This is a genomic window from Streptomyces sp. NBC_00083 (assembly GCF_026343295.1).
Lineage (GTDB): Bacteria > Actinomycetota > Actinomycetes > Streptomycetales > Streptomycetaceae > Streptomyces.
The window spans coordinates 540,049-559,288 of sequence record NZ_JAPELY010000001.1 but is presented as its reverse complement, the minus strand read 5'-3'; the positions used below and the strand labels follow the sequence as shown (position 1 = coordinate 559,288).

Genomic DNA, 19,240 nt, shown 5'->3' with positions numbered 1-19,240 from the left:
TGCTCGCGTCGATTGCTGTGGGTTTCCGGCCCACTCTAGTGCCGCTCCCGAGGGCGGCGACGGGTCGTGGCTCCGGCGCCACCAGGTTGTTCACCGTCTTCTCATGCTTCTCCGGGAAGACGCGGCATTCGCACAGAAGGTTGCCGAACGGTCGTGCCCGGCATCCCTTGCGAATGCCCCACTCGGTCGCAACCAGCCACTTTTCCGTCCACATTTGCGTCGCGAGCCGACCAATCAAGATCAATTCGAGGTGGGCGACGGGCGTGTTGTCAGTGGCAGGTGCGAGGATGCCCCCAGCACGAATTGTGTGCCGGGTGGGGGGAATCACAGGGCTGCTCCCCCTTCTTGGCACCCCCGCGCAGAAGGGACCGCCGAGGCGATGCAGATCCGGCTGACCGTCCTCGCGCCGCGCAGCGGCCACGCTGTGGCGCGCGCCTGCGACGTGCTCGTCACCGCCCCGGCGGGGACGGCACTCGCGGCCGTCGCCTCCGGCCTGGCCTCGGCCGCCTCCGGCGCCGAGGTCTCGGGCGCCTCCGTGGTGCTGTACGCGGGCGGCGAGCGGCTCGACGCCCAGCGCCGCGTGCTGGGCGAGCCGCCGCTGGTCGACGGCGCGGTGCTGTCGCTCGGGGCCCCCGCACAGGACGAGCCGGCCCACGACGGGCCGGCCCCGGCCCGGCTCCATGTGGTGGCGGGGCCCGACGCGGGCGGCGTCCACCTCCTGCACGGCGGCCGGATCACGATCGGCCGCTCCACCGAGTCCGATGTCGCGCTCGACGATCCCGACGTGTCGCGCCGGCACTGCACGGTGACGGTCGGCGAGGACGGCGGCGTGAGCGTGGCCGACCTCGACTCGACCAACGGCACCCGGGTCGACGGCAGGGAGATCGGCGCACGGCCGGTGCGGCTCGCCCCCGGGGCGCTGCTGCGGATCGGCGAGTCCGCTCTGCGCCTGGCACCGGGCGGCCCCGACACGGAGCCGTCGCTGGCGACCACGCCGGACGGCGAGGGCCATCTGCGGATCACCCCGGCCCCGGCGGCCCCGCACCTGGGCGCCCAACAGGCGGGCGCGGCAGCCCAGTCGGGCGCCCGTGCGCCGGGCGACGCCTCGTACGCGTTCGGCACGACCCCACCCCACGGCGCTTCGTCCACCCACGGCGCCCTTCTCCCTTCGGGCACGGATTCGCGCCCTTCTTCCGGTACGGACCCGCGCCCCGCGCCCGCCGCCCGCGCCGCTTCCTGGGGTACCGGCCCGCACGAGGACCGGTACGAGGAGCCGTACGAGAGCGCCTACGGCGACCGCGGCCACGCACCCGGGGCGCCCCGGGGACACGGGTACGACGGCGAGGACGAGGGGAGCGAGGCGCGGGCCGGCCGGCGCCAGGGCACCCCGATGCGCGGCACCCGCCTGCCCGAGGGCGTTCCGCCGCGGGCACCCGAGGCAGAGGACACCAGCGCCGAGCAGAGCGACGCGGGCCGCAGGCGGGGCGGGATAGGGGCCTGGGCGCGGCGGCTGACCGGCGGCCGCGGCGAGCCCCTGCCCGAGCCGGCGCCCGAGGAGCCACCGCGCCGCGCCCCCGAGCCCGCGCCGGAGAGCTGGCCCGACCCGGCCGCGCTGCTCCTCACCGCGCTCGGCCCCGGCCCCCGCCTGTGGGAGCGCGAGCCCGGCCATCCGGAGGCCCTCGCCGTCCGGGTCGGCACCGCCGACCGGGGCGAGCTGGCGGCCGTGCCGGTCACCGTGGGGCTGCGCGAGGCGGGCTCACTGGGCCTCGCGGGGCCCCGCGAGCGCCTGGCCGGCCTGGCCCGCTCGGTGATCGCCCAGCTCGCCGCGCTGCACGCGCCGGCCACCCTGGAGATCGTCCTCATCAGCACCGACCGGGCGCGCGGCCTCCAGGCGCGTACCGCCGAGTGGGAGTGGCTCGGCCGGCTCCCCCAGGTGCGCCCCGCCCACGGCCAGGACTGCCGGCTGCTCCTCGCCTACGACCGCGACCAGGCGACGGCCCGCACCGCCGAGCTGGTCAGACGGCTCGACGCGGGACCGCTCGGGCCGGGCTGGGCCTCGGCGGACCGGGCGGCGGTGGCCGACGCGGCCGCGCGCCACACCGGCCCGTTCACGGTGGTCGTGGTGGACGGCGACCCCGGCTCGGCGCCGCTGCGCGAGACCACCGCGCGGCTCGCCTCGGCCGGCGCAGCCGCCGGCATCCACCTGCTGTGCCTGGCCGACACCCCGGCCGCGTCCCCCGCGTCCCCCGTCGACGCCACGTACGAGACGGCGTGCGCGGCCTCGCTCGCCTTCCGGGAGTGCGGGGCGGTCGCCCTGCTGAGCGGCGATGTCGCCACCGCCCTGCGGCTGGTCCGCATCGCCGGCGGCCGCCCCGCGGGGCACGGCACGGTGGCGACGGTCGACGCGGTGTCGCGGCCCTGGGCCGAGCGGTTCGCGCGGGCGCTGGCCCCGCTGCGTACCGTCGACGGCTCGGCGTCGTCGGCCGGCCGCATCGCCTCCTCACTGCCCGCGACCTCGCGCCTCCTCGACGAGCTGGGGCTCGCGCGGGCCACCCCCGCCTCCCTGATGGCCCGTTGGGAGTCGGCGCCCGACGGGGCGGTCGTGCTCGGCACCGGGCCGCGCGGCCCGGTCGGCGTGGACCTCGCGTCCGACGGCCCCCACCTCCTGATCGAAGGGCCGCCCGGCAGCGGGCGTACGGAGCTGCTGCGGGCCGTCGCCGCCTCGCTCGCGGCCGGCGCGCGGCCCGACCGGCTCGGCATGATCCTGGTCGACGGCGCGGGCGGCGACCGCGGCGAGGGGCTGCGCCCCTGTACCGAACTCCCGCACGTGTCCACCCACTTGGTCGCCTCCGATCCGGTCAGGATGCGGGAGTTCGCCCAGGCCCTCGGGGCCGAGCTGAAGAGCCGGGCCGAGCTGCTCGGCGGGCTCGGTTTCGCCGAGTGGCAGAGCCGGCGCGAGGTCGCGGGGCGCCTCGTGGGGCAGCGGCAGGCGCCGCCCGCGGAGAGCCGCGGCGATCTCGACCCGCCGGGCAGCAGCACCCTCCGGCTGCGCCCGGTCGCGCGCAGCCGCACCGACGAAGGCCCCACGCTGCCCCGCCTGGTGGTCCTGGTCGACGATCTCGACGCGCTCGTCGCGCCCGCCCTCGGCAGCCCCGGCCGGCCGGCCGCGGGGTCGGTGGTGCGCGCCCTCGAAGCGGTGGCCAGGGACGGCGAGCGGCTCGGGGTGCACCTCGTGGCGGCCTCGGCCCGGCCCGACCGCACCGCGGAGACGGAGCTCGCGCGCGGCGCCCGGCACCGGGTGGTGCTCGACGCGCCGCCCGCCACCCCCTCGCCCGACGAGCCCTCCCCCGGGCGCGGCCGGCTCCACCAGGCGGACGGAGTGTCCGTTCCGTTCCAGGGCGGCCGGGTCACCGGGCGGATACCGCGCACCGCGACACAGCGGCCGACGGTCGTGGTCCTGGAGTGGGAGCGGATGGGCGACCCGCCGGCTCGCCGTCCGGTCCGCGAGCTCGGCAACGGCCCGACCGATCTCGCCCTCCTCGCGAGCGCCCTCGACCGTGCGGCGTCCTTGGTCAACGCGCTGCCCGTGGCGCCGCTGACCTGAGGGCGAGCGCTCCACCGCGGCGCGCCGCGGTGATCAACACGTCAGTAAAGGAGCGTAGTTGGGACATCCCGCATCACCCAACGTCACAAGCCCATCACGATCATCAGGGTGACGGCGAAGGCGGTATTGCGGCGCCCCCGCACCCGGCGTAGGACTGTCGCACGGGACGAGAGCGGCGGCGCCTGCGTCACCGGGCGCGGCGGTTCGTACGCGCACGGGAGAGACGGGGCACGCATGCGCACCACTCGCACAGGCCGCACCACGACACGCACCGGCACACGCAGCACGACGGGGCGCACCCTGCTGGCCGCGCTGGCCGTCGGCTCACTGGCGCTGAGCGCCGCCGCGTGCGGCAGCGGCGACAGCAAGAGCACTCCGTCCGCGAGCGGCGGCGCCACGACCTCGGCGGGCGGTGTCCAACTCCCCAAGCTCGACGGGGAGAAGATCGAGGTCGCCGCGGTGTGGACGGGGGCCGAGCAGGCCAACTTCGTGAAGGTGCTCAAGGAGTTCGAGAAGCGGACCGGCGCCACCGTCACCTTCGTCCCCGCCCAGGACCCGATCGTCAACTTCCTCGGTACGAAGATCGCCGGCGGCAGCCCGCCCGATGTGGCGATGCTCCCCCAGGTCGGCGCGATCCAGCAGGCCGTGGCGAAGAAGTGGGCCAAGCCGGCCGGCGCCGAGGCGAAGGCGCAGCTCACCGCGAACTACTCGAAGGTGTGGCAGGACCTGGGCTCGGTCGACGGCACCCAGTACGGGGTGTACTTCAAGGCCGCCAACAAGTCCCTGGTCTGGTACAACACCAAGGTCTTCGACAACGCGGGCGCCACCCCGCCCGCGACGTGGAAGAACTTCCTCACCACGGCCGACACCATCTCCGCGTCCGGCGTGACCCCGGTGTCGGTCGGCGGCGCGGACGGCTGGACCCTCACCGACTGGTTCGAGAACGTCTACCTCTCGCAGGCCGGGCCCGACAAGTACGACCAGCTGGCCAAGCACGCGATCAAGTGGACCGACCCGTCGGTCAAGGACGCCCTCACCACGCTCGCCCAGCTCTTCGGCAAGCCGAACCTGATCGCGGGCGGCGCCAACGGCGCGCTCCAGACCGAGTTCCCCGCCTCCGTCACCCAGACGTTCACCGGCGGCGACCAGCCCAAGGCGGGCATGGTCTTCGAGGGCGACTTCGCGGCGGTCAACATCGCGGAGACCTCCGCCAAGCTCGGCACCGACGCCAAGGCGTTCCCGTTCCCCGCGGTCGGCGACAAGGCGCCGGTCGTCACCGGCGGCGACGCGGCGGTCGCCCTGAAGGACACCAAGGGAGCGCAGGCGCTGCTCACCTGGCTGGGCTCGACGGACGCCGCGAAGATCGCGGCCGGCTCGGGCGGCTTCATCTCGCCGAACAAGGCACTGGACTTCGGCGCGTACCCCAACGACGTGCAGCGCGGCATCGCGAAGGCGCTGATCGGCGCCGGTGACAACGTGCGCTTCGACATGTCGGACCAGGCCCCGCAGTCCTTCGGCGGCACCCCGGGCAAGGGCGAGTGGAAGGACCTCCAGGACTTCCTGAAGAACCCGTCCGACATCGCGGGCACCCAGTCCAGGCTGGAGGCCGACGCGGCCGCGGCGTTCAAGAACTGACCCGGCGATGACCACCGCCACGGCGGGAGGCGCCCCGCCTCCCGCCACGCCCCCCGCGCCCAGGACCCGCAAGAGCGTCACCGCCACGCGCAAGTGGATCGCGGCCGTGTTCCTGCTGCCCGCGCTCGTACTGCTCGGTGCGCTCGTCGTCTATCCGATCGGCTTCTCCGTCTACCGGTCGTTCTTCGACCAGTCGGGGAACTCGTTCGCCGGATTCGACAACTACAAGACGCTGTTCACCGACCCCACCATCCGCACCGCGGTGAAGAACAACGCGATCTGGGTCGTCTGCGCCCCGACGATCGCCACCGCGCTCGGTCTGATCTTCGCGGTGCTGACCGAACGGGTGCGCTGGGGAACGGCGTTCAAGCTCGTCGTCTTCATGCCGATGGCGATCTCCATGCTCGCCGCGGGCATCATCTTCCGGCTGGTGTACGAGCAGGACCCGGCGCGCGGCGTCGCCAATGCCGTGGTGGTGGGCGTGCACGACACGTTCACCGACGCGGCCGGCTATCCCAAGGCACATCCGCTGCCGACCGCACCCCTGAAGGACGGCGGTGGCGGCACGTTCGTCACCCGGGGCCCGGTGAGCGCGGGTACCCCGGCGCTGCTGCCCCTGGTCGGGGTCGCCGCCGACACGATGCCGTCGTCGGCCGCGCCCGCGAAGGCCGCCCCCAGGACCCCGGGCAAGGTCACCGGCACGGTCTGGCTCGACTTCACCAAGGGCGGCGGCGGCCATCCCTCCGTCATCGACCCCAAGGAGCTCGGCCTCAAGGGCATGAAGGTGGAGGCGGTGCGCGGCGGCAAGGTGGTCGCATCCGCCACCGCCGCGGCCGACGGTACGTTCACGCTGCCCGCCGCGGCCGACGGGGCCCAACTCCGGCTCCCCGAGAGCAACTTCCACGCCCCGTACAACGGCGTCGAGTGGCTGGGCCCGGCCCTGGTCACCCCGGCCATCATCGGCTCGTACATCTGGATGTGGGCCGGGTTCGCGATGGTGCTCATCGCGGCGGGCCTCGCGGGTCTGCCGCGCGAACTCCTCGAAGCGGCCCGGGTGGACGGCGCGAACGAGTGGCAGGTGTTCCGGCGCGTGACGGTCCCGCTGCTCGCGCCGGTGCTCGCGGTCGTCCTCGTCACGCTGATGATCAACGTCCTGAAGATCTTCGACCTGGTCTTCATCATCGCGCCCGGCTCCAGCCAGGCCGACGCGAACGTCCTCGCCCTCCAGCTCTACCGCTCCTCCTTCGGCACCGAGGCGGACCTCGGCATCGGCAGCGCGATCGCGGTCCTGCTGCTGCTCCTCGTGATCCCGGTGATGCTCTTCAACATCCGGCGCATGCGCAGGGAGGGCAAGCGATGACCGCCCGCACGACAGCCGCCTCCGGCCGGGGGTCCGGGGGTCGCCCCCCGGGACAGCACAGCACCATCCGGCGCATGCGCAGGGAGGGCAAGCGATGACTCACCTCCGCGCGCACAGAAAGGCCCTGCGATGACCACAGTCGAAGGGATCGTCAAGGCGCGGCAGTCGCTGCCCGCGCGCATCGCCTCGCGGGCGGGCGGCGGCGTCCTGCGCGTGTTCCTCATCCTCGTGGGCCTGTTCTGGCTGATGCCGACCGTGGGGCTGCTGCTCTCCTCGGTCCGCAGCCCCGCCGACATCGCCTCGACCGGCTGGTGGAAGACGTTCGCCGACCCGTCCCAGTTGACCTTCCACAACTACGCGAACCTGCTCGACAACAGCACGATCACCAACTCGCTCCTCTCCACGGTCGCGATCACCGTCCCGGCCACCGTGCTGGTCGTCGTCATCGGCTCGCTCGCCGGCTACGCGTTCGCGTGGATGGACTTCCCCGGGCGCGACTGGTGGTTCATGGTCGTCGTGAGCCTGCTCGTCGTGCCGGTGCAGGTCGCCCTCGTGCCGGTCGCCAAGCTCTTCGGGCAGATCGGGATCTTCGAGACGACGATCGGCGTGATCATCTTCCATGTCGCCTTCGGTCTGCCCTTCGCGATCTTCCTGCTCCGCAACTTCTTCGCGGAGATCCCGAGGGAGCTCCTCGAAGCGGCCCGGCTCGACGGGGCGGGCGAGATCCGCCTGTTCACGCGGGTGGTGATGCCGCTCGGCGGCCCGGCGATCGCGTCGCTCGGCATCTTCCAGTTCCTGTGGGTCTGGAACGACATGCTCGTCGCGCTGATCTTCGCCGACTCCAAGCACCCGCCGATCACGGTGGCCCTGCAACAGCAGGTCCGTCAGTTCGGCAACAACATCGACGTCCTCGCGCCGGGCGCCTTCGTCTCGATGGTCATCCCGCTCGCCGTGTTCTTCGCCTTCCAGCGGCAGTTCGTGTCGGGGGTGATGGCCGGGGCGGTGAAGTAGCGGCCCGCCCTCGGCAGGGCGCTTGGGCCCGGCCTCCCCCCTTGGCAGGGAGCTCGGCCTCGGCACCCTCCCCCTTTGGCAGGGAGCTCCGTCCCGGCACCCTTCCCCCCCCGTGGCAGGGTGCTTGGGCCCGGCATCTTCAGCCCGTCCGGCATTTGAGGACGAGCGCCCTTCAGGCGCGAACGGGGTCTGGGGCGGAGCCCCAGGGGTCTGTACCTCAGCCCGTTCCTAACCCCCGGAGGGTTTCGGGAAGGGGTGGGGTGGGGCATCCCGGGCCTGGGGCGGAGCCCCAGCAACCCCGGCCTTCGTCAGCAGACCGTGCTGGGGCACCCGCGCAGTTCCCCGCGCCCCTAAAGACGTAGGGCACCCGGAGTCGACAGGCCACGCCCTGTAGGGCACCCGGAGCCGCAGCCCACCACCCACACCCACCGCGGCGGAGCCGCGCAAACGGCACAGCCCCCCGCCCCCGGTAGGGCCCCCGGCACCGTACCGGCTAGGCGGCAGCCGTCAGCGCGGCCACCGCCGACTTCGCCAGGTCGTCGAGGTAGCCCTTGGGCAGCCCGCCCTTCACCACCACGAGCCGCCAGTACAGCGGCCCCACGATCAGATCGAGCGCCCGGTCGGGATCCGCCCCGGGCGGCAGCTCGCCCCGCTCGACGGCCTCCCGTACCACCACCACCGCAACCCCCTGCTGCCCGTCGAGCAGCGCCGCCTTGATCGCGTCGGCGATCTCGGGGTGCCGCACCGACTCGACGAGCAGGTCGGGAATGACCTGCGAGGCGATGGGGTGGCGCAGGGCCATGGAGGCCACGGCGAGCAGCGCGCGGATGTCCCCGTACAGCGACCCCGTGTGCGGCACCGGGAGTCCCTGCTCGGCGAAGACCGACACCAGGTCGAGCACCATGGCGAGCTTCGACTTCCAGCGCCGGTAGACCGCCGTCTTGCCGACGCCCGCGCGCCGCGCGATGCCCTCGATGGACATCCGGGCGAAGCCGACCGCGGCGAGTTCCTGGAAGACGGCCCCCCGAATGGCGTCCGTCACGTCCTCGCGCAGCACGGCGGCCCCGGCGGGTGCGCGACGTGACGGCGGGCGGCTGGTGGCGGCGGTCTCCGGGTCCGTCTTGGTCATGGCTTGAGCATAGCGTTGCGACGAGACGGTTGCGTTGCGACGCCATCGCGTCCTACTCTCGCCGAAGCGACGATACGGTTCCGTCCCGTCGCGCCCGTCCCCCGCTCCGGGAATCCTCCCGCCGCGGGTGATCCTCCGCCCCGGGAAGCCTCCCGGGTCCCGGCGAAAGCGACCGTAGTGAGCCAGACCGCAGCTGCGCGCCCGACCGCAGCACCATCGGCAGCATCGGCCTCCATCCCGATGCAGTCCGGCCGCCGCACCGGCGACCAGGCCCTGACCCCGGCCGAACTGGCCGCCAAGTACGGCCTGAAGGTGAGCGGCGCCCGCCCGACGCTGCCCGACTACACGCGTCAGCTGTGGGCCCGGCGCCACTTCATCACCGCCTTCGCCACGGCCAAGCTGACCGCGCAGTACAGCGAGGCGAAGCTGGGCCAGATCTGGCAGCTGATGACGCCGCTCCTGAACGCGGCCGTGTACTACTTCATCTTCGGCATCCTGATGGGCAACAAGTCCAGCACCCCGGACTACATCCCGTGGCTGGTCACGGGCGTGTTCATCTGGACCTTCACGGCCAACTCGATCATGTCGGGCACCCGCGCGATCACCGGCAACATCGGCCTCGTGCGCGCGCTGCACTTCCCTCGCGCCTCGCTGCCGGTCTCGCTCGCCCTCCAGCAGCTCCAGCAGCTGCTCTTCTCGCTGGCCGCGCTGGCGATCATCATCATGAGCTTCGGCCAGCTGCCCAGCGTCTCCTGGCTGCTGCTGGTCCCGGCCCTGGTCCTGCAGTCGATGTTCAACACGGGCCTCGCCCTGGTGATGGCCCGGATCACCGCGAAGACCCCGGACATCGCCCAGGTGATGCCGTTCATCCTGCGCACCTGGATGTACATGTCCGGCGTGATGTGGAACCTCGCCCCGCAGCTCCACAAGCTGCCGCACATCGTGGGCCGGCTGCTCGGCCTCAACCCGGTCGCGGTCTACATCGACCTGGTCCGCTTCGCGATGATCAAGAGCTTCCACGCCAAGCAGCTGCCCCCGCACGTGTGGGCGGTGGCCGGCGGCTGGGCCGTCATCGCGCTGGCGGCGGGCTTCATCTACTTCTGGAAGGCAGAGGAGCAGTACGGCCGTGGCTGATACGAAGACGGCGGACCCCGCCATCCTGAGCCGGGACACCGCGCCGGACGCACCCGGCACGGGCGACGCGCTCGGCACACCGACCGTGATCGCCGACGACGTCCACATCGTCTACAAGGTCAACGGGGCCGGATCCAAGGGCAGGGGCGGCGCCACCGCCGCGCTCAACCGGATCGTCTCCCGCAAGGAGCGCCCCGGCATGCGCGAGGTGCACGCCGTCAAGGGCGTGAGCTTCGTGGCCCGGCGCGGCGAGGCGATCGGCCTCATCGGCTCCAACGGCTCGGGCAAGTCGACCCTGCTCAAGGCGGTCGCGGGCCTCCTCCCGACGGCCCGGGGCAAGATCTACACGCAGGGCCAGCCCTCGCTGCTCGGCGTGAACGCGGCGATGATGAACGACCTGACCGGCGAGCGCAACGTCACCCTCGGCGGCCTCGCCATGGGCATGTCCCGCGAGGAGGTGCGCGAACGCTACGACGACATCGTCGACTTCTCCGGGATCAACGAGAAGGACGACTTCATCTCGCTCCCCATGCGTACGTACTCCTCCGGCATGGGCGCCCGCCTCCGGTTCTCCATCGCCGCCGCCAAGAACCACGACGTGCTGCTCATCGACGAGGCCCTGGCCACCGGTGACGCCCGGTTCCAGCGCCGCAGCCAGGAGCGCATCACCGAGCTGCGCGAGGAGGCCGGCACGGTCTTCCTGGTCAGCCACAGCAACGCCTCGATCAGGGAGACCTGCGAGCGCACCCTGTGGCTGGAGTCGGGCACCCTGCGGATGGACGGCCCCACGGCCGAGGTGCTCGCGGCGTACGAGCAGTACACGAAGAAGAAGTAGGCGGCCTCCCCACCCCACAGGGTGCGGCGCGCCCTTGTGGTGTCCCGCACCACAAGGGCGTACGGCGCTGCGCGCATCCTCCGTCGCGGCGCCCCGTCAATCGCGACATAGCGCGCATAAACTTCGCGCGATGACGCCCTCTCAGATGCCCCCGCCGCCCGCCCGGGTCCGCATCCCGGCCCCCGCGACCGCGCCCGACCCGGGCGCCCTCGGCCGCCGGACCCGGTACGCGGCGCTCGCCGCCGGCTGGGTCGCCACCCGCGCGCTGATGCTGCACCTCCTGGTCACCGACCGGCTCGGCGTCGGCGGCGTGAGCGGCGAGGTGTACGTCCTCTACCGCCGCTGGTACGACCAGCTCACCACCGGCACGTTCCCCTTCGGCGACCCCACCTGGCAGTACCCGCCGGGCGCGGGCGCGGTGCTGCTGACCCCCTCGCTCTTCCCCTTCCTCACCTTCTTCCAGGCCTTCACCGCCGTCACCCTCGGCTGCGACGCGCTGATCGCCCTCGCCCTGGTGCGGGCCGGCGCCCGCCCCGGCGGCAGCGCGGCCGGGGCCTGGCTGTGGGTCGGCGGCCTCCCGCTCCTGCTCCACGTCCCGTACGCCCGCTACGACGTACAGGTCACCGCCCTCGCCGTGGGCGCCCTGCTCGCGCTGCGCCGCAGGCCGGGCCTCGGCGGGGCGCTCGCGGGTCTCGGCGCCCTGGTCAAGGTGTGGCCGCTGCTCGCCCTGGTCGGCGCCCCGCCCGGCCGCAGCACCCGGCGCGCCCTGCTCGGCGCGCTCGGTGCGGCGGCCGCCCTGCTCACCGTGCTGGCCCTCGCCTTCGACCACGCCCTGGACTTCGCGCGCCAGCAGGGCGGCCGGGGGCTCCAGATCGAGTCCCTCGGCGGCACCGCCCTCCAACTCGCCCACCTGGCGACGGGCCGCCCCGGACAGGTGGTCTACCGCTACGGCGCCATGGAGTTCACCGGGTCGTACGCCTCCGCGCTCGCCACCGTGAGCCTGGTCCTGACCGGACTCGCCGTCTGCTGGCTGGTGTTCTGGCGGGTGCGCGCCCGGCGGTGGACGGTGGCGGTGCCGCTGGACGCCGCGCTGTGCGCGGTGCTCCTGTTCACCGTGACGAGCCGGGTGATCAGCCCCCAGTACCTCGTGTGGCTCCTCGGGCTCGCCGCGGTCTGCCTCACCTCGGGCCGCACCACCCAGCGCCCGGTGGCCCACCTCCTGCTCCCCGCGGCGGCGTTGAGCGCCCTCGCCTTTCCCTGCCTGTACGACGAGGTCATCGCGGGCAGCGCCCTGGGCACGGCGGTCATGGCCGCCCGCAACACCTTGCTCCTGGCAGCCGCCCTGATCTCCTGCCGCAGACTGTGGACCGCGACGGCCACGGCGTCCACGACCACCGTCACCGGCACCGCACCGTCCGGCCGACGCGACGCGAGCGCCTCCGACGCCTGAGGCCACGAGGCCACGTACCCGGTGTTCCCGGGAGCCCGCCTGCGGCGCGGCCGAGCGCCCGGCACGCGAAAGGGGCGCCCACCACGAACGGTGGGCGCCCCTTTCGGACGCGTACGGCGCTCAGATCCCTACGGCGCTCAGGTGTGCGTGCGCAGCAGCGTCCGCATGGTCCGCATCGCGACCGACAGGTTGGCCAGGTCGAACGCGTCGGAGGACTGGATCTCCTCCAGGGTCGAGCGCGCACGCCCCAGGATCGCCGCGTTCTTCTCCTCCCACGCCTTGAAGCGCTCCTCCGGCGAGCCCTCGCCGTTGCCGGCCGACAGGACGTCCTGCGTCAGCCCGGCGTGGGCCGCGAACAGGTCCTCGCGGATGGCGGCGCGGGCCATCGACTGCCAGCGGTCGGCCCGCGGCAGCTCGATGATCCGGTCGAGCAGCTGGGTGATCCGCAGCCGGTCGGCCAGGTCGTAGTAGACCTCGGCGACCTGGAGCGGCTCCTTGCCGGTACGGGCCGCGATGGCGACGATGTCGAGCGCAGGGAAGGCCGAGGAGAACCCGGCGACCCGCCGCGCGAGCTCCTCGGGCACGCCCACGCCGGTCAGCTCGTCCAGGATGTTCTGGTGCCACTCCAGGTCGGCGCCCTTGAGCAGACCCGCGAGCGCGTCCCAGACCTGGGCCACGCCGGCCGAGAAGTCCTCGATCGTCTCGGCGATCTGGAGCGGCTGCGGCCGGTTGTTGAGCAGCCAGCGGGTGCCGCGCTCCACCAGGCGGCGCGAGTGCAGCCGGATCCGGGTCTGGACCTCGGCGGCGACCTTGTTGTCGAGCGCCTCGACCGCGTCCCACACCCCGTTGACGCCGAAGATCTCGCGGGCCGCGGCGTGCGCCCGCACGATCTCTTCGAGGGAGGCCCCGGTCTCCTCGCGCAGCCGGTGCAGGAAGGTCGAACCACCGATGTTGACGGTGTCGTTGACCAGGACCGTGGTGATGATCTCGCGGCGCAGCGCGTGCCCGTCGACCGCCTCGGTGAACTTCTCGCGGAGCTGCTCGGGGAAGTAGGCGTGCAGCAGGCCGGCCAGGTACGGGTCGTCCGGGAGCACCGTGTGGATGAGCTCGTCGGCCACCGTGATCTTGGTGTAGGCGAGTAGCACGGCGAGCTCGGGCTGGCTGAGCCCCTTGCCGCCGTTGAGCAGCTCGCGGATCTGACGGTCGTTGGGCAGGAACTCGATGGCCCGGTCCAGGTGGCCGTCGCGGCCCAGGCGGCGCATGAAGCGCTGGTGGGCGTGGAGCAGCGAGGGCGACTGCGCGACCGCGTTGGCCAGCGCCACGTTCTGCGCGTAGTTGTTGCGCAGCACCAGGTGGCCGACCTCGTCGGTCATCGCCGCGAGGATCTTGTTGCGCTGCTTGACGGTCATGTCGCCGTCGGTGACGAGCCCGTTGAGCAGGATCTTGATGTTCACCTCGTGGTCGGAGGTGTCCACACCGGCGCTGTTGTCGATGGCGTCGGTGTTGATCTTGCCGCCCTCGCCCTCGGGCCCGCCCTTGCGGTCGAACTCGATGCGGCCGAGCTGGGTGAGACCGAGGTTGCCGCCCTCGCCGACGACCTTGACCCGCAGGTCCTCGCCGTTGACGCGGATCGCGTCATTGGCCTTGTCGCCGACATCGGCGTTGGACTCCGCCGACGACTTCACGTACGTGCCGATGCCGCCGTTCCACAGCAGGTCGACCGGGGCCTTGAGGATCGCCTGCATCAGGTCGGCGGGGGTCAGCTTGGTGACGCCGGCCGGGATGCCGAGGGCCTCGCGGATGTGCGCGTTCACCGGGATCGACTTGGCGGTGCGGGGGTGGATGCCGCCGCCGGCCGAGAGCAGCTCGGTGTTGTAGTCGGCCCAACTGGAGCGCGGCAGGTCGAACAGGCGGCGGCGCTCGGCGTAGGAGACCGCCGCGTCGGGCTGCGGGTCGATGAAGATGTGCCGGTGGTCGAAGGCGGCCACCAGGCGGATGTGCTCCGAGAGCAGCATGCCGTTGCCGAACACGTCGCCCGACATGTCGCCGACGCCGACGACCGTGAAGTCCTCGCTCTGGCTGTCGTGGCCCAGCTCGCGGAAGTGCCGCTTGACGGACTCCCAGGCGCCGCGGGCGGTGATGCCCATGCCCTTGTGGTCGTAGCCGGCGGAGCCGCCGGACGCGAACGCGTCGCCGAGCCAGAAGTCGTAGCTGATCGCCACGTTGTTGGCGATGTCCGAGAACGTCGCGGTGCCCTTGTCGGCGGCGACCACCAGATAGGTGTCGTCCTCGTCGTGGCGGACCACGTCGGCCGGCGGGACGACCTCGCCCGCGACCAGGTTGTCGGTGATGTCGAGCAGCGCCGAGATGAACGTCTTGTAGCTGGCGATGCCCTCGGCGAGCCACGCGTCGCGGTCCACCGACGGGTCGGGGAGCTGCTTGGCGACGAAGCCGCCCTTGGCGCCGACCGGCACGATGACGGTGTTCTTCACCATCTGCGCCTTGACCAGGCCGAGGATCTCGGTGCGGAAGTCCTCGCGCCGGTCGGACCAGCGCAGACCGCCCCGGGCGACCTTGCCGAAGCGCAGGTGGACGCCCTCGACGCGCGGCGAGTAGACCCAGATCTCGAACTGCGGGCGGGGCGCCGGGAGATCGGGGATCGCCTGCGGGTCGAACTTCATCGAGATGTACGCGTGGGGGTTGCCCTCGGCGTTCTTCTGCCAGTAGTTCGTCCGCAGCGTCGCCTTGATGACGGTGAGGAAGGAGCGCAGGATGCGGTCCTCGTCCAGGCTCGCGACCTGGTCGAGGGCGCCGTCGAGCTCTTCGAGCAGGCCGTCGATGAGCTCGGTGCCGGCCTTCTGGCGCTCCGGCGAGAGGCGCGCCTCGAAGAGCGAGACCAGCAGCCGGGTGGTGTGGACGTTGTCGCGGAGGGTGTCCTCCATGTAGTCCTGGCTGAAGGTGGAGCCGGCCTGGCGCAGGTACTTGGCGTAGGCGCGGAGCACCATCGCCTGGCGCCAGTTGAGGCCGGCGCGCAGCACCAGGGAGTTGAAGCCGTCGTTCTCGGCGGCGCCGGTCCACGTCGCGGCGAAGGCTTCCTGGAAGCGCTCGCGGGCGTCGTCGGCCAGGTAGTCGCCCGTGCCGTTGGCCTTCTTCGGCATGCGCAGGCCGAAGTCGTAGATCCAGGCGTGCGTACGGTCCGCGCAGCGCAGCTCGTAGGGGCGCTCGTCGGTGACCTCGACGCCCAGGCGCTGGAGCACCGGGAGCACCGCGGAGAGCGAGACCTGCTCGCCGATCCGGTAGATCTTGAAGCGGCGCTCACCGGGGGCGGCGCCGACCGGCTCGTACAGGGAGAGCGCGAAGTCCCGCCGCCCGTGGGTGAGTTGCTCCAGGTGGACGAGGTCGGCGACGGCCGCGCGCGGCGAGTGGTCGGCCTTGTAGCCCTCGGGGAAGGCGTGTCCGTAGCGGCGCAGCAGCTCGGCGGCGCGCTCCTCGCCGCACTCGGCGTTCAGCGCGTCGGAGAAGCCGTCGGCCCAGGAGCGGGCGGCGTCGACCAGGCGGCCCTCGATGCGCTCGGAGTCGGCGTCGGTCAGCGCGGCGAGCTCGGTGCCGGCCGGGACGCGGACCACGAAGTGGAGCCGGGACAGGATCGACTCGGTGTTCCACGCGGTGAAGTCGACGCTGGTGCCGCCGAGCTCCTCCTTGAGGATGTCGATGAGCCGCAGCCGGACGCCCGTGGTGTAGCGGTCGCGGGGCAGGTAGATCAGCGCCGAGTAGTAGCGGCCGTACTCGTCCTGGCGCAGGTAGAGCCGCAGCCGGCGGCGCTCCTGGAGGTACAGGACGGAGGTCACGATGGAGCGCAGCTGGTCGGCGGGGGTCTGGAACAGTTCGTCGCGCGGGTAGGTCTCCATGATCTGGAGCAGGTCGCGGCCGTCGTGGCTGTTGGGCGAGAAGCCGGCGCCCTTGAGGACTTCCTGGACCTTGCGGCGCACGACGGGCACCCGGCGCACCGACTCTGTGTACGCGGCCGAGGAGAACAGGCCGAGGAAGCGGCGCTCGCCGATCACGTTGCCCTGCTCGTCGAACTTCTTCACGCCGACGTAGTCGAGGTAGGACGGGCGGTGCACGGTGGAGCGGCTGTTCGCCTTGGTCAGCACGAGCAGCTTGTGCTCGCGGGCCTTGGCGCGGGCGTCGGCGGGCAGCCTGCTGAAGGACGGCGAGACGGGGTGGGCGTCGTCCTCGCCGTGCTTGGGGTCGGAGCGCAGGATGCCGAGGCCGGTGCCGGGGACGGCGGACAGCGAGTCGTCGTCGGTGAGCTGGTACTCGCGGTAGCCGAGGAAGGTGAAGTGGTCGGTGGAGAGCCAGCGCAGCAGCTCGCGGGCCTCGTCGACGTCCTCGTCGAGGAGGTCGCCGGCCTTCGGCTCCTTGGGCAGCTCGTCGGCGATGCGCAGCGCGGCGTCGCGCATCTTCTCCCAGTCCTCGACGGCTTCCCGCACGTCGGACAGGACGCGCAGCAGATCGGCGGTGATCTGCTTCAGGTCGGCCCGGTCGGTCTCGCGGTCGATCTCGACGTGGATCCAGGACTCGGTGAGCGCGTCGTGCGGAAGCTCGGTGGTCTGGTCGGCGGTGTCGAGCACCTCGATGAGCTTGCCGGTGACGTCGCGGCGCACGACGACCTGCGGGTGGATCACCACGTGGATGCCGCGGTTCTGCCGGGACAGCTCGTTGGTGACCGAGTCGACCAGGAAGGGCATGTCGTCGGTGACGACCTCCACCACGGAGTGGCTGCAGGTCCAGCCGTTCTCCTCGACGGTCGGGGTGTGCACCCGAACGTTGGCGGTGCCCTGCGGCCGGTTCTCCGCGAGGCGGTAGTGGGAGAGCGCGGCGCCGAAGACGTCGACCGGGTCGCGGTCGGCGAGGTCCTCGGGCGCGGTGTGCAGGTAGTAGCGCTGGAGGTATCCGAGGAGGACGCCCTGGTCGGGACCTTCCTCGCTCGTGGCCTCGGTCGTGGCCGCCCGGTCGCTCCTGGGGGTGTCCCCCAGGGCTCCGGGCCCCCCGGCCGGGCTGTTCTCAGCTACCCGGGCCGCCCGTGCGAGCAGCTCGGCCTTGGCTTCGTCCAGCTTGGTCTGCATGTCCTCTGGCTCCTGTCGCGCGCCGTTGCGTGACGTAGGGGAAAGAAGCGACGCAACGCCACGACGCGGGGTGTCCGGTCGGTGTCGACGCTATGCCGCGATGAGAGTTACCCGGGCGCATACCGGCCAATTTTGTGGCTTCGGGCCTTGATTCCGGGTGGAGGGGACCAGCGACTGCCCGGACGCCGTGGCGCTCCGGGCGCAGGGCAGAGGCGGCAGTGCCTCCGCGACATATCGCGCTGATCACGGGACAAGGCTATCGCTCCTGCACCCCGGCTCGTCATGAGCCTCTTGTGTACAAAAGACGGGCCCGTAGTTGGACACTCTGGACAGGCGGCACCGACGCGAACCGGCCGCGCGACCGAACACGCGCCCGACCGCGGTCACGCGCGCCGTCGGCCCACGAGCTCCTCGGCCACCGCCACCGCCTCCGCGAGGGTGTCGACGACGGGAACACCGGCGGCCGCGAGGCTGGTCCGGCTGTGCGAGCCGCCGGTGAACAGCACGGCCCGCGCGCCCACGGCGTCCGCCGCCACCGCGTCGTCCACCGCGTCCCCGATCACCACGATCCGCTCGCCGGATATCTCCGGGTCGGCGGCGCGCAGCGCGGTGAGATGGCGCACCATGTGCTCGGCCTTGCTGCCGTGCGAGGGGCCGGTGCGTCCGTCGACGCGCAGGAAGTGCTCCGTGATGCCGTGCCGGCGCACGATCGGCACCAGGTGTTCATGGGGCGCCATGGAGAGCAGAGACTGGCCGAGACCGGCCGCGTACCGCGCGGCGAGGAGCTCCGCCGCGCCCTCGGTGAGCCCGCAGCCGTCCGCGCGCGCCCAGTACTGCTCGTGGAAGGCGGCGTCCATGACCAGCCACTCGGCGTCGGTGGGCAGGCGTCCCATCAGGCGCTGGTAGAACCGGGGGATCGGCACGCAGTACAGGTCGCGGTAGCGCTCCAGCGTGATCGGTTCGATGCCCAGCTGCGCGAAGGCGGCGTTGGTCGCCTCGATGACCGCCGCGATGTCGTCGAGCAGTGTGCCGTTCCAGTCCCAGACCAGATGAGCCGGGCGCCCGCCCGTTTCCCGCCTGCTGGTCCCCATGCCGTTCCCCATGCCGTTCCCCATGCACAAAAGGTACCCATCCCCACTGACAATCGACCGTGCGCCGGTGTTCCGGCCGGTCAGGAGGCCGGGGAGGGTCGGTCGGGGCCCCGGGGGGGGGGAGGATCAGGCGATCAGGTTGGGGATCTCCTGCACCCCGAACCACAGCAGCTCGTGGTCGTCGGCCCCGTCCACCGTGAACTGGGCGTCGTCGTCGCCGTGATCGGCGGCGCCGAGCGCCTCCGCCGCGGCCGTCACGTCGGTCACCGCGTCCTCGGCGTCCACGTGGACGGCGGCCGCCTTGGCCAGCGCGATCGCGGAGGCGATCCTGACCTCGCCGAGCGAACTCGCGTCCAGGGCGCTGTCCGGGTCGGCGCTCGCGGTGTCGTCGGGCACGTCGGCGGCGATCACGACGCGGCGCCTGACGGTGCCGGGCTCCCCGGCGAGCAGGCGCAGCGAGGCGGCCGCGGCCCGGCTGAGCGCCGCGTACTCCAGCTCCTCGATGTCGTCCGAGACGTACCACTCGCGCAGGCCCGGCGTGACGGCGTAGGCGGTGAGCGGCGCGGGGCCGAGCTCTCCGGCGCGGTGCGCCGTCGCGAGACCGGAGATGGTCAGGGGTACGTAGACGCGCATGACAGACCGCTCTCTTCTCGTCGTCTCATCGGGTCGGGAGACGGCTTCAGGATACGCGCGGGAGTCCCCCTTCGAGCTGCCGGTGCCCCCTTGGCTCCGCTCCCCCGCCGGGCCGTTCCGAGCGGGTCCCACCTGGGAAGACACCGGGCGCGCTCATCCGGATAGGTGAACCGGGGTGGGTGCCCCGCACCCCGGGCACGGTCCTTGCGGCGGCTCCCGCCGTCCCCGT

Annotated in this window: 11 protein-coding genes; 7 read left to right on the top strand and 4 right to left on the bottom strand. The window is 72.5% G+C overall.

Annotation, left to right across the window (positions count from 1 at the left end; genetic code table 11):
* The first annotated feature begins 379 nt into the window (after positions 1-379).
* From OOJ98_RS02385 to OOJ98_RS02370, 4 genes are all read left to right on the top strand, one after another.
* Positions 380-3,604, top strand: coding sequence for an FtsK/SpoIIIE domain-containing protein (locus OOJ98_RS02385; RefSeq protein WP_267052933.1), 3,225 nt, complete (start codon positions 380-382; stop codon positions 3,602-3,604).
* 303 nt (positions 3,605-3,907) lie between these two features.
* On the top strand, positions 3,908-5,239 hold the full coding sequence (locus OOJ98_RS02380; RefSeq protein ID WP_267055478.1) for an ABC transporter substrate-binding protein: 1,332 nt from the start codon (positions 3,908-3,910) through the stop codon (positions 5,237-5,239).
* A 7-nt stretch (positions 5,240-5,246) separates the two neighbouring features.
* Positions 5,247-6,599, top strand: a complete 1,353-nt coding sequence (locus OOJ98_RS02375) for a carbohydrate ABC transporter permease (RefSeq protein WP_267052932.1) — start codon at positions 5,247-5,249, stop codon at positions 6,597-6,599.
* Positions 6,600-6,728: 129 nt separating this feature from the next.
* Positions 6,729-7,610: a carbohydrate ABC transporter permease gene (locus tag OOJ98_RS02370; RefSeq protein WP_267052931.1), complete on the top strand. Its 882-nt coding sequence runs from the start codon at positions 6,729-6,731 to the stop codon at positions 7,608-7,610.
* A 493-nt stretch (positions 7,611-8,103) separates the two neighbouring features.
* On the opposite strand, the gene OOJ98_RS02365 is transcribed toward OOJ98_RS02370, so the two are convergent.
* Positions 8,104-8,739, bottom strand: a complete 636-nt coding sequence (locus OOJ98_RS02365; protein ID WP_267052930.1) for a TetR/AcrR family transcriptional regulator — start codon at positions 8,737-8,739, stop codon at positions 8,104-8,106.
* Between the two features lie 240 nt (positions 8,740-8,979).
* Here OOJ98_RS02365 and OOJ98_RS02360 point away from each other — a divergent pair, with 240 nt between their 5' ends.
* The 3 genes from OOJ98_RS02360 (at position 8,980) to OOJ98_RS02350 (ending at position 12,158) form a co-directional block, all read left to right on the top strand.
* On the top strand, positions 8,980-9,873 hold the full coding sequence (locus OOJ98_RS02360) for an ABC transporter permease (protein WP_267052929.1): 894 nt from the start codon (positions 8,980-8,982) through the stop codon (positions 9,871-9,873).
* Between the two features lie 25 nt (positions 9,874-9,898).
* On the top strand, positions 9,899-10,708 hold the full coding sequence (locus OOJ98_RS02355) for an ABC transporter ATP-binding protein (RefSeq protein ID WP_267055477.1): 810 nt from the start codon (positions 9,899-9,901) through the stop codon (positions 10,706-10,708).
* A gap of 130 nt (positions 10,709-10,838) precedes the next feature.
* The gene (locus OOJ98_RS02350) at positions 10,839-12,158 is read left to right on the top strand and encodes a glycosyltransferase 87 family protein (RefSeq protein ID WP_267052928.1); all 1,320 of its coding nucleotides are present in this window, start codon (positions 10,839-10,841) and stop codon (positions 12,156-12,158) included.
* Positions 12,159-12,295: 137 nt separating this feature from the next.
* On the opposite strand, the gene OOJ98_RS02345 is transcribed toward OOJ98_RS02350, so the two are convergent.
* The 3 genes from OOJ98_RS02345 to OOJ98_RS02335 all read right to left on the bottom strand — a co-directional run bounded on the left by OOJ98_RS02345 (position 12,296) and on the right by OOJ98_RS02335 (position 19,011).
* The gene (locus tag OOJ98_RS02345; protein ID WP_267052927.1) at positions 12,296-17,287 is read right to left on the bottom strand and encodes an NAD-glutamate dehydrogenase; all 4,992 of its coding nucleotides are present in this window, start codon (positions 17,285-17,287) and stop codon (positions 12,296-12,298) included.
* Between the two features lie 383 nt (positions 17,288-17,670).
* The gene (locus OOJ98_RS02340; RefSeq protein ID WP_267055476.1) at positions 17,671-18,378 is read right to left on the bottom strand and encodes an HAD family hydrolase; all 708 of its coding nucleotides are present in this window, start codon (positions 18,376-18,378) and stop codon (positions 17,671-17,673) included.
* A 126-nt stretch (positions 18,379-18,504) separates the two neighbouring features.
* The gene (locus tag OOJ98_RS02335) at positions 18,505-19,011 is read right to left on the bottom strand and encodes a hypothetical protein (RefSeq protein ID WP_267052926.1); all 507 of its coding nucleotides are present in this window, start codon (positions 19,009-19,011) and stop codon (positions 18,505-18,507) included.
* Between the last annotated feature and the right edge of the window lie 229 nt (positions 19,012-19,240).

Bases quoted from the DNA above. Each gene is read 5' to 3' on its own strand.
- OOJ98_RS02385 (WP_267052933.1), top strand. From the start codon at position 380: ATGCAGATCCGGCTGACCGTCCTCGCGCCGCGCAGCGGCCACGCTGTG.
- OOJ98_RS02375 (WP_267052932.1), top strand. From the start codon at position 5,247: ATGACCACCGCCACGGCGGGAGGCGCCCCGCCTCCCGCCACGCCCCCC.
- OOJ98_RS02370 (WP_267052931.1), top strand. From the start codon at position 6,729: ATGACCACAGTCGAAGGGATCGTCAAGGCGCGGCAGTCGCTGCCCGCG.
- OOJ98_RS02365 (WP_267052930.1), bottom strand. From the start codon at position 8,739: ATGACCAAGACGGACCCGGAGACCGCCGCCACCAGCCGCCCGCCGTCA.
- OOJ98_RS02360 (WP_267052929.1), top strand. From the start codon at position 8,980: ATGCAGTCCGGCCGCCGCACCGGCGACCAGGCCCTGACCCCGGCCGAA.
- OOJ98_RS02350 (WP_267052928.1), top strand. From the start codon at position 10,839: ATGACGCCCTCTCAGATGCCCCCGCCGCCCGCCCGGGTCCGCATCCCG.
- OOJ98_RS02345 (WP_267052927.1), bottom strand. From the start codon at position 17,287: ATGCAGACCAAGCTGGACGAAGCCAAGGCCGAGCTGCTCGCACGGGCG.
- OOJ98_RS02340 (WP_267055476.1), bottom strand. From the start codon at position 18,378: ATGGGGACCAGCAGGCGGGAAACGGGCGGGCGCCCGGCTCATCTGGTC.
- OOJ98_RS02335 (WP_267052926.1), bottom strand. From the start codon at position 19,011: ATGCGCGTCTACGTACCCCTGACCATCTCCGGTCTCGCGACGGCGCAC.